Annotated in this window: 7 protein-coding genes and 2 pseudogenes; 6 read left to right on the forward strand and 3 right to left on the reverse strand. The window is 46.7% G+C overall.

Going from position 1 to position 14,012, the window contains the following annotated elements:
* Positions 1–371: 371 nt before the first annotated feature.
* The 3 genes and pseudogenes from H6F74_RS23530 to H6F74_RS31175 form a co-directional block, all read left to right on the forward strand.
* The gene (locus H6F74_RS23530; RefSeq protein WP_190444576.1) at positions 372–3,422 is read left to right on the forward strand and encodes an NACHT domain-containing protein; all 3,051 of its coding nucleotides are present in this window, start codon (positions 372–374) and stop codon (positions 3,420–3,422) included.
* A 51-nt stretch (positions 3,423–3,473) separates the two neighbouring features.
* On the forward strand, positions 3,474–3,713 hold the full coding sequence (locus H6F74_RS23535; protein WP_190444577.1) for a hypothetical protein: 240 nt from the start codon (positions 3,474–3,476) through the stop codon (positions 3,711–3,713).
* A gap of 265 nt (positions 3,714–3,978) precedes the next feature.
* Positions 3,979–4,092: pseudogene (locus H6F74_RS31175) on the forward strand (HNH endonuclease); the annotation flags it as partial.
* Between the two features lie 7 nt (positions 4,093–4,099).
* On the opposite strand, the gene H6F74_RS23545 reads toward H6F74_RS31175, so the two are convergent.
* The 3 genes from H6F74_RS23545 to H6F74_RS23555 all read right to left on the reverse strand — a co-directional run bounded on the left by H6F74_RS23545 (position 4,100) and on the right by H6F74_RS23555 (position 7,961).
* Positions 4,100–4,390: a hypothetical protein gene (locus H6F74_RS23545; RefSeq protein WP_190444579.1), complete on the reverse strand. Its 291-nt coding sequence runs from the start codon at positions 4,388–4,390 to the stop codon at positions 4,100–4,102.
* A 66-nt stretch (positions 4,391–4,456) separates the two neighbouring features.
* Positions 4,457–7,525: a phosphoenolpyruvate carboxylase gene (gene ppc, locus H6F74_RS23550; protein WP_190444580.1), complete on the reverse strand. Its 3,069-nt coding sequence runs from the start codon at positions 7,523–7,525 to the stop codon at positions 4,457–4,459.
* A gap of 190 nt (positions 7,526–7,715) precedes the next feature.
* Positions 7,716–7,961, reverse strand: coding sequence for a hypothetical protein (locus H6F74_RS23555; RefSeq protein WP_190444583.1), 246 nt, complete (start codon positions 7,959–7,961; stop codon positions 7,716–7,718).
* A 509-nt stretch (positions 7,962–8,470) separates the two neighbouring features.
* On the opposite strand from H6F74_RS23555, the gene H6F74_RS23560 reads away from it, so the two are divergent.
* The 3 genes and pseudogenes from H6F74_RS23560 to H6F74_RS23570 all read left to right on the forward strand — a co-directional run.
* Positions 8,471–11,575, forward strand: coding sequence for a DUF1574 family protein (locus tag H6F74_RS23560; protein ID WP_190444582.1), 3,105 nt, complete (start codon positions 8,471–8,473; stop codon positions 11,573–11,575).
* 55 nt (positions 11,576–11,630) lie between these two features.
* On the forward strand, positions 11,631–13,211 hold the full coding sequence (locus H6F74_RS23565) for an MBOAT family protein (protein ID WP_190444581.1): 1,581 nt from the start codon (positions 11,631–11,633) through the stop codon (positions 13,209–13,211).
* Positions 13,212–13,446: 235 nt separating this feature from the next.
* Positions 13,447–14,012, forward strand: a pseudogene (locus tag H6F74_RS23570) (photosystem II q(b) protein); the annotation flags it as partial.

Raw genomic sequence — 14,012 nt, forward strand, 5'->3', positions numbered from 1 at the left:
AACGAAGAGGTTATGGGTTTAGAAACTTCAACAATTTCAAATTAAGAAGTTTTCTGACTTGGCATTTTGCCAGCTAATTTCAGTTTATTTTACATACCATGTTCGGTAGAGCCAGATTAACTGAGTCTGAGGACAGGATAAGAACAAGTAAGAGTAAAGCTTGAAGTTCTGGGTTTTCAACTATAAGTAAATATTTGAACAGGTTGGTAGTCATTTGTGGAATTGCTGAACCCTACAATTCCACGAAAGCGAATCGACTGGAGAAACCGCTGAACACTTAGGGACAGATATTAACTTACCCTTTCTGACCCTCATCAAACCGTGAAGCAGCCTAAGCTATTAATATCCGCAATTGCTCTTAACCGTTGATTATGGCTGAAATCCGCAATCGCAACAGCGTTCAGGTAAACGAGGCTGGAAAACAGAAACTCATAGAAGCTAAGGCTGCTAAACGCATTCATGGCGATTATCAAGACAGCATTTGGACTTATTGGAACATTGCTAAAGCAGCATCGGTGAGTGAAAAGACGGTTAAGCGGTTTTTTGCGGGACAATCTGTTGATTGTGATACTGCGATCGCGATCGCCACAGCCCTAAATTTAGAACTAGCAGAGTTAATCGATCCGAAAGAGTCGAATCCTCCAGATGCAAAGCCAGAAAACCCGATTGACTGGCGCGATATCTGCCACAAAATGCTGGCGGAACAGCTGAGGCGTTACCAATTTCGGCGACAGGCGACGGGTACAGGGTTGGGGCATGAGGTGGGTATCTATGTGCCACTGGGTTTGGTGAAACCAACAACTCAGCCGCGACGGAGTGAGGAGTTTTGCCCATCTCCAGATGAGGGGAGTTCACAATATCAGCTGAATGAGAAGGAAATTGAGAAGCGGTTTGAGGCGGATGCGTTTCTCCGAGAGGTGATTGAGGCGGGGGAAGGCAAGACGATTGCCATTATTGGGGAACCGGGGGCGGGGAAAAGTACGTGGTTAGAGCAAATTGCTCGTCATCTCAAAGATTCAGAAAATGTTTCCCAGTTTCCAATTTGCATTCAGCTGGGGAGTTTGGATGGGAAAACTTTGGAAGAGTATTTACTCCAGGTTTGGCTGAAGGAGGCGCTGTCTCTTCAAGGAATGGTGGTATCAGCCCAGATGGAAACTGAGTTGATGCAGTTGTTTAATTCTCATCAGGTGTGGTTGCTGTTGGATGGGGTGGATGAAATTCGGGGGGATACATCCACGGGAGCAATTTCGCCCCTACAAGGAATTGCAAATCAGCTGAGGGGCTGGGTGGCGCAGGCGCAAATCCTGTTAACCTGTCGGCTGAATGTTTGGCAAGCGAACGATCGGGTAGTGCCGAATTGTGATATCTATCGCACCCTGGATTTTGACGATCCGCAGGTGGGAGAGTTTATTGGGGAGTGGTTTGCCAAGGCGGGGAAACCCCAGTTAGGGAAGCAGTTACGGGAGAAGTTAGGGGAGTCGGGGCGGGAACGAATTCGGGATTTGATTAGAAATCCTTTGCGGTTGGCGCTGTTGTGTCAAACCTGGGTGGTGAAGCAAGGGGAGTTGCCGAAGACGAAGGCGACACTTTATCAGCGATTTCGAGAAGATTTTTATGAGTGGAAGCCACATCCATTGCTTATCGAAGACTTGGATAAGCAGAATGAGTTACATGAAGCATTAGGGAAGTTGGCTCTAGAAGCCATTGAGAAGAAGTTGCCACTACGGAAGAGATTTGCTTACAAGGTAATGGGTAAATCTCTGTTTAAGTTAGCGTGTGATGTTGGTTGGCTGAATGAGGTATATAAGGATGCAGAAACTGACGAGGATGTTTATGCGTTCTATCATCTGACGTTTCAGGAATATTTTGCGGCGTGTGCAATTTCCGATTGGGGCTTTTTCTTGCCCCGCGAACACAAAAATAGACCTGTTGAAGATAAAAATAATTCAGGTGAATATAAGCGCTACCGCCTATTTGAGCCGCAGTGGAAAGAAGTGATTTTGCTTTGGTTGGGAATTGTAAATAATAAATTCAAAAACCAAAAAGATAAGTTTATTAAAATATTGCTAGAGTTTGAAGACGGATGCCAACACTTTTATGGACATCGAGCATATTCCCTCGCAATAGATGGAAGTGAAGAGTTTTTAGATTATAAGTACCGAAATAACTTAAACACTATTATGGAAACCGCAATTGAGGATATTGAAGATGAAACAGTAAAATATAAACTTCAGCTTAGTTGGAATAGCTTAATGCCTAGTATAGATATTATCACTCATCTAAAATATTCTTCTCAACCGTATAAATTTTTGTTTAATTTACTTAAACATCTTGGAGTAAATGTGGATGGTTTAAAAATGGATAAACTGCGGGCATTAGACAGTATTAATGCCTTAATTAGCATGGTAAGGGATAACCAGCTCCAGCTTCCGCATACAGCAGCTACAATTCAAAAATCAGATAATCTTAAACTTGAAGTTGAATATTTAGGCACTAGCCAGAATATATTTGTTCGTAGATTAGCCCTCATAAGAATATTAGAGATTGCTTGCTGCGAACCCACAACCGTTATCACTGCTTTAACTGAAGTTATACACACTAGCTCGTATGAAGATATTAGCTATTTATTAGCTTGGATTGTAAAGCAAATTAACCTAGAAAGCGCGGAAGGTATAAGAGCTATGACTGAATTAATGAAAAACAGTAATCATATTTTTTTGCGTCAAGAAGTTTTTAAAAAACTACAAGTAATTGATAGCGATAATTTGTTTCAAGAAATAGTTATACAAATGAAAAATTGGCAGGAAGATAGAGTTATTGAAAATGATTCTAATTTATGTGATTATTTCTACAAACTCACCCTACACTGCGCCCAAAATATATCCTACCCAGCATTTTACAAGGCATGGCACAATCTAACTTCCACCCATTCAGAAATTCAAGAAATTATCGTTGTTGATTCCCAACCCTCGACGCAACGCCTCAACTTGGCTAATTTTCCCCAACTCCTCAACGCAGCGATCGCTAATAACTCCAACCTCAACGACACCATTCACCTCATTTGTATCGACAGTAGCAAATTCGAGAACCCAGACAATCCCGCCTCGGAAATTTACGCCGAAATGGTGATGCAAGGCTGTCCCGAACGTCAGAATGGGGAACCGGAAACCATGCAAGCTCTCAAGGTTTATTGCCAGCTAAAATGCCAGGGAATCTTCCTAATTTTCTACGAAGATACAAGCGGCGAACCACCCCAAGGGTTCAGTCAAACTTTCCTCACATCTCTGAGCAAATTTCATAACGCGAGGAGAATTTGTGTAGTGAGCGAACAGCCTTGTAATGTCCAAACATTCTCTCCCAGTCAGCCGAATTTAGTTGCCGATATTGTGAGTTGGGTTCGAGAGAAGATGATGGAAGAATAAAGCGCGATCGCTAACCTATTACAATAGTACCAAAGGCTTTCTAAAAATATTATGACTACTAAATTAATTGTTAACCCCTCATCCTTGGTATCCAAGGGTATCCAGATTAGTCAAGTAGATAACCTGAATCTCTTTAAGTTTACTGATGAGCTACAGTCTCGCATGGAAGAACTTTTGCAGAAAAAAAAGGCTGACTTACTGATACCAGAAGAAGTAGCCGAATTAGCTGCAATATTAGAACTAGATAGAATTTTTACCTTGATAAACGCTAAAATTATCGCTCAGGCATGACAATCAATAGACCTCTTGCATAAATGCCTTGAACTAAAGTTTAGGCTTAAAGCTAAAACCCGTTAAAACGGGTTGAAAATGTCTGACAATTAGCTTTAGCTAACTTTGGCTTTCAGTCCGAAATTTATTTCTGGGCTGACTAATGCCTTGAACTAAAGTTCAGGCTTAAAGCTAAAACCCGTTAAAACGGGTTGAAAATGTCTGCCAGTTAGCTTTAGCTAACTTTGGCTTTCAGCCCGAAATTTATTTCTGGGCTGACTAATGCCTTGACCTGAATGATGAACGGTATGATGAGGATGATTCCATTCGGACAGCTAGGCGGCTTTGGGTGCAAGGTGGTTGGCATCCGCCCAAGGAAGATCCGTGTCAACAAGAGTAGCGATCGCTTACTCACTTTCCTCAACTTTCTTGTGAGTTGCTAATCCAGCGATAAAAGCGCCTAAAATTGCCCCAGTCCACAAGCCAGTCGTGCTGCCTTGCATGAACGATCCTGGCATCACCAAAGCTTTGCAAACTGGCTTGTAGCCCGGTATAGGCAAGGTATGACGCGCCCCATTTTCACACTGTTGGGAGTGGGCAGCCCAGCTAAGTTGTCCGCCCGCGTAGGCACCGAAAAAGCCTGATGCCAGTGCTATAAATGTGCAAATTAGGGTTCGGTTTTGAGGTAGCTTCTTCATAGCTAATTGCTAATAGCTAAAAGGTAAAATTCAATATTTTACCTTTTAGCTATTAGCCCTTTTAGATCAACCTGTATTCCGCATTCCGGCGGCAATGCCGTTAATAGTTAACAGCGCGCCGCGCAGCAATTCGCCTTTACTGTAACGAGAGTGAACAACACCGGATGCAGCTTGTTTCCCATGATGCCGCAGGCGTTTGAGCAGAGAGACTTGCAAGAAGCCTAGGGGGACAATAGTGCCGTTGCGTAACTGCACCGAACGCTGGAGGACTGGATCGCCATCCAAAAGCTTTTGATGGCCTGTGATGCTGAGAACTAAATCGCAAGTAAGGTGAAATTCTTGGGCAATTTGTTCATACAAAGCTTCAAAGCGATCGCGATCTTCCGGTCGAGATAACTCGCGCACGTAGTGGTGAGCAATCTGCAAGTCTACCTTCGAGAGAGTCATTTCTGCCTTGGAAATGACCATTTTGAAGAAAGGCCATTTGAAGTAGAAATAGCGCAGCAGCTTCAGATTTTCCTCGGGCTCCTCGCTCAAGAACTCTTGCAACGCTGTACCGACACCGTACCAACTCGGTAGCAGGAAGCGGCTTTGCGTCCAGCTAAACACCCAAGGAATGGCACGCAGACTAGCTAAATCTTTTTTACCACCACGACGGGCTGGGCGAGAGCTGATTTGCAATTGGCTGATTTCTTCGATAGGCGTTACCTGGTGGAAGAAATCTACTAAGTCTGGCTGCTCGTAAATCAGAGCGCGATAATGCGATCGCGATCGCGTCGCCAACTCTTCCATAATTTCATTCCAGGGCTGAATATCATCAAACCCCGTCTGCAACAAACTTGCCTGAATTACAGCCGTCGTTACTGCTTCCAGATTGTAAAGGGCTAACTCTGGCAACGAGTATTTAGAAGCTAGAACTTCTCCCTGTTCGGTAATTTTAATCCGACCGTTGATACTGTGACCTGGTTGCGCCAATATCGCCTCGTATGCTGGCCCACCACCACGACCTACCGAGCCGCCGCGTCCGTGGAAGATGCGTAAAGCGATACCGTATTCCTCAGAGATTTTCTGAAGAATTTTCTGAGCCTTGTGAATTTCCCAATTACTGCTCAAGAACCCGGAATCTTTGTTGCTGTCGGAATAACCCAACATCACTTCTTGCAGAGATGTTACCATCCCATTCTCTAAACCGTTGTAGCCTCCGGCAAGGCAAGCGCGATACAAAGGCAGTTCAAACAGGCTTGCCATGACTGTTGGCGAACGCTTCAGGTCTTCCACCGTTTCAAACAGCGGCACTACCATGATGCTGCTGGAGCCTGTGGCGGGGTCATATAGACCTGATTCTTTTGCCAGCAACAGCACTTCGAGAATGTCGCTAGCTTCGCGACTCATGCTGATGATGTAAGTTCGGCAAATTTGCGGGCCAAACTCCTGCTGTAATTGCCGCAGCATTCGGAAAGTTTCAATTGTCTCGCAAACTTTCTCAGAAAAGGGCAGTTCTGCTGGGATTAGCGGCCGCCTAGTTTGCAGTTCAGTTGCTAACCAGAGCGATCGCTCTGCTTCCGTCATTTGATTGTAGGACTTGGGCAGAATTTGCAGGTACTCGGCAATCTCGTTCATTGCGTCCGAGTGGCGAGTGCTTTCCTGGCGCATATCCAGTTCTGCCAACTTAAACCCATAAATTTCCACCTGGCAAATCAAATTTTCCAGGTCGCGGCACGATAAACCTGTTTCCTTCAGGTTGTGCTCTATCAGCCGCAGTTCTGCCAAAAACTCTATTCCTGAACGGTACATGGTCGGGTCTTGGTTTCCAATAACTTGCCCATGCAGGTTTGATCCATCAGAAATTTGCCGATTGCGATCGCGGGTATTTTCCAACCGTCGTTGGATGTATGCCAGTTTCAGCCGATAAGGTTCTTGCCGATAGCGAATTGCCAGTTGCTCGTACACTTCTGGCATTTGCGACCGATCTTGCTCCAAGGAATCCAGCAAATCTGGCAAAACATCGCTCCAGTGCAACGACAGGCTCAATAGATTCGTCAGCTGTCGCAACGACTGGACATATTTCTCTAACACCAAATCGCGCTGATAGCAAGCTGTTTGCCAAGTTACTAGGGGCGTTACAGAAGGGTTGCCATCCCGGTCTGACCCTACCCAAGAACCGAACTTACAGAAGTTATTAGTCGGAGGAGTTAATCCTTTAAAAGAATCTTTCAAAGCGTGTTTCAGGCGCTGATACAGTTGGGGAATTGCATCAAACAAAACTTCTTGGAAGTAGTGCAGGGTGTAATCCACCTCATCCAGCACTGTCGGCTTAAATTGGTGCAGTTCGTCGGTGCGCCACCAGAGGCGAATTTCTTCCGTAAGCTGTTCGACGCAGGCTTCCGCCTCCCAGGAAGAACTCAAGCCCAAAGCTCGAAATTCTTCTTCTGCCTGATCTAGCTGTTGCAAAATTTTCGCAAGGCGCTGCTGTTTGCCTCGAATCGTGTGGCGGACGATTTCGGTAGGGTGAGCAGTGAATACTAACCGAATATCCAAATTGTCAATCAGCCGCTGGATTTGCTGCGGTGGCATATTCAACTGGCGCAAGTGGGGAAACAACCAGTGGAATGTGCCTTTGCTTTGTTTCGCCTCTGCCTCCTGAACCCAGTTTTTTTCCAGCATATCTGCGCCGAGTCCGCCGTTTTGCGCTTCCTTCTCCATTGCCGCACTGGACAAAATTGCTGAGTCCCCATCTCCTTGCGGGCTAAGCGTTTTACGCGGCGCTATTCCTCCAGCTGGGTAGCTGTAAGTAGCACGGCGGGAGAGTTGTTGATCGCGCTGTTCGTAGTGCTGTTCAACAATGTTAATCAGCTGGAAGTATAGGGCAAAGGCGCGTGAAGCTCTGATGGCTTCGTTTAAGTCCAGCTTTTCAATCACGCGCGAAACTGACAACTCTGGAGATTCTGTGGCTTGCCCTTCCGGCGAACACATCGAACGTAGTTGATTTAGCAAATCGACCAGTTCTTGACCGCATTCTTGTTGGAGAACAGACTCCCACAAGTCCTCAACAACTTTGAGGCGATGGCGCAAAAATAGGTTAGACGTGGAAGCGATCGTCAATTGCTGGTCGGACAAATGGACTAGGGAACTCATAGAGTCTATTCTCGCTCAAGAAGAATAATCAACTAATTTTAGGGGTAATTGTCTCAGCTAGTGGTTTCACTGAACACTATCTGGAGAATAGGAAATAAGGTATAGGGGATTGGGGATTGGGGATTGGGGACTGGGGACTGGGGATTGGGGAGGAGGAAAGGAGAAAAAGCAGTTTCCTCCTTCCAGTGGTCTACTCTAGAATTTCGACTTGTGAGTGGTTTTCTGAATCAGGAAAGTGGAGAACTGGCAAGCGATCGCCTCGGAATACTTCCTCGCTGCCTTGACCTATAGCCGATAGCAAATCGCTGGCAGCTTTGATGCCCACAATCCCCAGTAGCATTGGCACTGTGGCTAAACTTAACCAGATTCCCGGTGATGGTGCCGATGAATCTGCATCTCTTGTGCTTGACTGTACCTTTTTAGTGGGAGTTTGCATAGGGAGGGTGAAAGATGAGTTCCAGATGATTTTAGGGAAAAGTAAGATTAACAAGGTGAGATTTTCAACACCTTGTGGGGGCGCTGATATCTTTAGTTTATTCCCCAGAAAATCAGAGCGATTGCCTCCGCAATATTAGTATGGAGCAAGTGCGTTTACCATTTCTGTTTTCTGAGAAATAGCGCCTCAAGCGCTGTCAATGCTTTTCGTGTGTAGCTTAAGGAGTGTCTGCCTTGTGCTTTGACTATTGGCGCTAGAAGCAATTGTACAGACCCTTTAGACTTTCGGGGCTGTTAAGACTTGCTGAAGTAGAAAGTATGAAGTATTAAATATGAAGTGTGAAGTGTGAATTATACCTTAAAATTTTGGGTTAAATCCAGTTTTTCCGATTTGGTGATATACAACTGTAGTGCTACCGTAACCTTCCCCAAACGACAAGGGCTAGGGCCATTGTTCATGCTTCATCATTTCTACCGTCTTCATTTGCAAGTCCAGGGTACAAGTTTGTGATGTTGGATACCGATCAGATCGCCCATACAGGGAGTCAATCCTCCCTCGCCCAGTGGGTTCACCGCGCTATCGGTCTTCCGGAAGTGCGCCTCCGATTTCGCCTGCGGGGAAATAACCTGCATATTCTTTGTGAAGGCTCTGAATGCCCGCCTTCGGGGACAGTTGTCAGTCGGTTTGTGCAAGCACTCAAGGTTAAGGATGAGGCATCTGGGTTTCCCGCACAAGCAGATCCCATCGACCAGGTAATCTTCTACGGTCGCGCTTTAGGTTGCCATCGTCCAGACTGGGTAAAGCAAATTCCTCTACAAGAGCTTAACCCCCATCAGTCAACTGCTGCCAGTAAGGTCGAGACGAGCGACGAGCCACAAGCGACGACTGAAGATGAGTTGACAGTTTCTAATCGCAGTCTAGCCCGGTCTGGTCAACCAGAAGCGATCGCGCGATATTTGGGCGAAACTCTCACTCCTCTGGGAGTCGGTGTCAAAGTAGCAATCAAGAATCTTCCGGCGCGGGAAAAGGGGACAGAGGTAGACAAGGTGGGTTCCTTGTCCCCAATCCCCAACTCCCAATCCCCAGCCCCCAATCCCCAATCCCCAATCCGCCGTCTTTGGATTCTTTGTGAGTCCGACTACAGCCCTGATGAGTCATTGCTGGCGCAACCAGTGGCTCAACAGTTGCGGAATCTGAAGCTGGAAGGGTTTCTGGATGCAGTAATTTGCTCTCAGGTGAGGGGAGAAAAAACCCGCGATTGGCTGCTGCGAGTCGATCTAACCCCCCCAGAAGAAATGCTCAAAGATTGGGCGCGTTGGGGAGACATTCAAGCGATCGCCCGCTTGCTTAATCAAGCGTTACAGTCTGATGGGATGCAAGTTTCCGCTGTTCTCAAAGACGTAACGCTGCATTTATTTTGTAGCAAGACGGGAGCAGGCGAAGAAACCGCACCCGACAAACAAACTGCTATGGGAGCGATCGCGCCTGTATTAGAAATTTTGGCACCGCAAGGCATCCAAGCTGCAACAGTTTATGGTGTCGAAACCCACGGCTTGTCGTCAGTACCAGAACAGGAAACGCCGATTTGGATCGACTGGCTGAATTTACCAGCGACAGTGCAACCAGCCTTAACAGAATCTACCTTGAAGCTGGCTCAACATGGCGACTTGAAGGCAATTCAGTTTTTATTGGAACGCTTACTGAATCCGGATCTGGAAGAACGATTAGAAACAGGTGGCATTAGTTTATCCCTGCGTCGCAAACAAGATTTGTTGCACTTTATGAGCGAGGCGCTGATCTGTCCGCAACAGTCGGTTGTGGGGCCGCCGATTGCTAAGTTCGTTCGGCAACTAGCGATTCCGGGAATTGCTGGAGTGAGAATTTATGGCCGTCGCGCTGGTAAATCATCCCCCTTATGGCAGATGGGCGCTGATTTTGTGGCTCGCAAGCGATTGGTGCCGGAAGCTACCCCAGAATTTGCCGCCAGCGATGCTTATCTGGGAGAACTTCTCTCTCCCACAGACGAACCAGTTCTGCGTCCCGATGTCACCAAAGAAGATGTAAAAGCTGCTGCGTCTGCCGCATCTGGGAATTTAATCAGGCTGGTTCAACAAATGTTGTCCGCCTCCCAGTTGTTTATTCCCACCTTGGAAATAAAAGACTTGGCACCAGCTGGAGCGAGTAAAACCAGTACCTCAATTTACAATTATTACCAAGGTTTCAAAGTTGCCTTAGTTTGGGGCGTGCTGGGATTATTGTTGACGGTGCAAACAGATTGGCTTCTGACTCAAATGCTGAAGTCAAAGCCGCAGCTGGCTCAGTCGTCCGCTTTTAGTGGTAGAAAAATAGGCCAAGGTCAACAGACAACAGACGCAACTTTGCCGAAGCTGTCTTTGCAAAAATCCCCCGGCGCGAATGCCCGTGCATTCAACTCCCAAGGCTTTACTCGCGACGGTGATAGTCGTGTCACGGTGAGTAAGTTAAACAGAGCTAATGCGTCATCTGTGGCAATTCTGGCAGCAGCGCGATCGCCCAATCCTTCTTTTAACAACCGTCTGTTAGACGAAAAGCTGGCTCTTTACCAACAGTTGTTGACCCAACGCGGGGGCGTTCCTCCAGATGTTTTAATTGTGGGTAGTTCTAGGGCAATGCGGGGCATCGACCCGACAGCACTCGAAGATGCTCTTGCTGCACAAGGATATCCAGATGTTAAGGTGTTTAACTTTGGCATCAACGGTGCCACTGCACAAGTTGTAGACTTTCAGCTGCGCCAAGTTTTGACACCAGAACAATTGCCAAAATTAATTATTTGGGCGGATGGGGCGCGGGCGTTTAATAGCGGTCGCGTGGATACCACCTTCAGCGCGATCGCTGCTTCCAGAGGATTCAAGCAATTGCTCGCCGGAACCTTCCCCAAACAAAGTTCAACTGCTACCCGTCCGGGTCAAACTGCGATCGCGCCTGCAACCGAAGAAGGCGCAAGTGCCTCTTTATCACAAAGTTACCAAGCAGTCAATAGCTGGCTAAATGAAAAGCTGGGAACAGTTTCCCAAGGTTATACCCAGCGCGACCAGATGAAAGCGTGGCTTCGAGATCAGTATGCTGCCTGGGTGAAACCAGCAACGCCGAAAACAGTTGAGGAAGATACCGAAACCCCTCAAGAAGCCGAAGCCCGTGAAGCCGCCATTGATTTCGATGGCTTCCTGCCCCTCTCAGTTCGGTTTAATCCCGCCACTTACTATCAGCGGTATGCCAGAGTCAGCGGCAGCTATGACAGCGACTATGAAAGCTTTAAAATGGACGGCACCCAAGCCGAAGCTATGGAGAAGCTGCTGAAATTTAGCCAAGATAAGCAAATTCCGATTGTTTTCGTCAACCTGCCCCTCACCCAAGATTACTTAGACCCAGTACGCACAGAACATGAGCAAGCATTTCAGCAATATATGCGATCGCTTTCCCTACAAAAAGGGCTGATTTTCAGAGACTTAAGTCAGCTTTATCCCACCAAACATGACTACTTTTCTGACCCCAGCCACCTCAACCGCTACGGTGCCTATGAAGTCTCGAATCAGCTTGCTCAAGACCCAATGATTCCTTGGATAAAAAAAGATTAAAAAGGCAAAATTAAAAATTAGAAATTGCTTTTTAATTTTTAATTTCTAATAAACTATGACATTCATTTCGCTTACTTACGCACTGTTCCTGGTCAGCGTCCTGGGGATTTATTGGTCATTACAGCAGCAAAAGTCGCAGATGTGGGCGCTGCTAATTGTCAGTTTGGTTTTCTATACCTCACTGCAAGCCCCGACGTTAGTAAAAGAGCAAACCTGGCTGCAACTTTTAGCATCGCCACAAGTCGCTTACGTTCCCCTGCTTTTGGTTATTACTCTAATTAACTTCCGTCTGGGAAAGGCAATTGGAGAAAATACAGCATTAGGACTTTACGCTACAGACCCTAATGAAGATTGGCAGTTCGATCAAGCTTTTTGGAATCGGCAGCGACTGAAGCTTTTATGGCTAGGGATTGTACTAAATGTTTTGTTGCTCTTGAGCTTCAAGTACATACCTTTTTTATTAAATTCGGTAGCAGGTTTTTACGGGCAATTGACTGGAACCCCGCTACCAGTTGCGGCAAATACTGCTAGTTGGGTCAGCACTAACTTAATAGCACCCTTAGGCTTGAGTTTCTTCTCTTTTGAGTGCATTGCTTACTTAATTGATGTGTATCGCGGTGCGCCAGCACAAGAGCGGTTTCTGAATTTTGCCGCTTACAAATTATTTTTCCCCAAGTTGATTGCTGGGCCAATTACTCGTTATCATCAATTCTCAGCTCAGCTGAAAACGCTACAATTTCCTACACTAAACCAGATTACAGAAGGACTCTGGCTGATTGCCTGCGGTGCAGTACAAAAAGCACTCATTGCAGACAGATTGGGAATTTTTGTTGATTTGTGTTTTGGCAACTTAGAACGGGCTGGCAGCGGGGATTTGTGGTTAGCGATCGCTGCCTACGGACTGCAACTTTATTTAGATTTTAGTGGGTATGTAGACATTGCTCGTGGCAGTGCAATTCTGTTGGGATTTCATCTACCAGAGAATTTTGACTTTCCCTACTTCAGTACCAGCATTGCCGAATTTTGGCGGCGCTGGCACATTACTCTCGGCGATTGGTTGCGGAATTACCTTTATTTTCCCTTGGGCGGTTCGCGGCAGGGACTGAGACGCACCTGCCTCAACTTACTAATTGTGATGCTGATTGCCGGGATTTGGCATGGTGCCGCCTGGGGATATGTCGTTTGGGGCGCAATTCATGGTATCGGCCTGGTTGTTCACCGACTCACAGAAGACCACTCCCATCGGTCTGAGAAAGCGAGGAAGTGGTGGCAAAGCTTTCCTGGTCTAGTTGTTGCATGGCTGTTAACTCAGACAATGGTGTTCGTGTCTTGGGTTTTTTTCCGACTGCCGAATCTGAAACAATCGGGTTTGGTAATTCAACGTCTCTGGGGTCATCCAGCTGATGCCCAGTTTGCCGCTAAGGTCTACGGCGAGGCAATTGGTTTGGATCAATCCCAATTGACTTTTTTGCTTTGGATTCTGGTGGCATTGATGTTCTTCGTATATACAGTACACCGGGGTCTAAAGTTACAGCTGAATTGGCCTGTGAAGCTGCTGCTGGTGCCACTGTGTCTCTATGTGGTCTGGGTATTTGCGCCCCAAGGCGGTCTACCTTACATTTATTTCGATTTCTAGAAGATAGAGGGCGAGATCGCGCCCTCTATCGGTTAATGTGCCGTCGCTTCACGTCCTACCATAACGAGCGATCGCTCTGCCACACATAAGTAAACCTGACGTTACCTATTTATAATACTTAACAAAAAAAACTGGACAAATACTAAGGAATGTAAATATTATTAAGTACATAGGCAAGATTAAACCTGCCTCATTCATACGAACCTTCAAAACTAAATCACGCAATCATAAACCAATGACCACAACCATCCAACGTCGCGAAAGCGCCAACGTATGGCAGCGCTTCTGCGAATGGGTTACATCGACCGACAACCGCCTTTATGTAGGCTGGTTCGGCGTTCTGATGATCCCCACCCTGCTATCCGCAACCATCTGCTTCATCATTGCCTTTATCGCCGCTCCCCCAGTGGACATCGACGGTATCCGCGAACCAGTTGCAGGTTCTCTGATGTACGGAAACAACATCATCTCTGGTGCAGTTGTTCCTTCTTCCAACGCCATCGGCTTGCACTTCTACCCAATTTGGGAAGCAGCATCCCTCGACGAGTGGCTGTACAACGGCGGCCCTTACCAGTTGGTAATCTTCCACTTCCTGATTGGCGTATTCTGCTACATGGGTCGTGAGTGGGAACTGTCCTACCGTCTAGGTATGCGTCCTTGGATCTGCGTCGCTTACTCTGCACCAGTGGCAGCAGCAACCGCAGTATTCTTGATCTACCCAATCGGACAAGGTTCGTTCTCTGACGGTATGCCTTTAGGCATCTCCGGAACCTTCAACTTCATGTTGGTGTTCCAAGCAGA

Source organism: Trichocoleus sp. FACHB-90 (genome assembly GCF_014695505.1).
Taxonomy (GTDB): domain Bacteria; phylum Cyanobacteriota; class Cyanobacteriia; order Cyanobacteriales; family FACHB-T130; genus Funiculus; species Funiculus sociatus.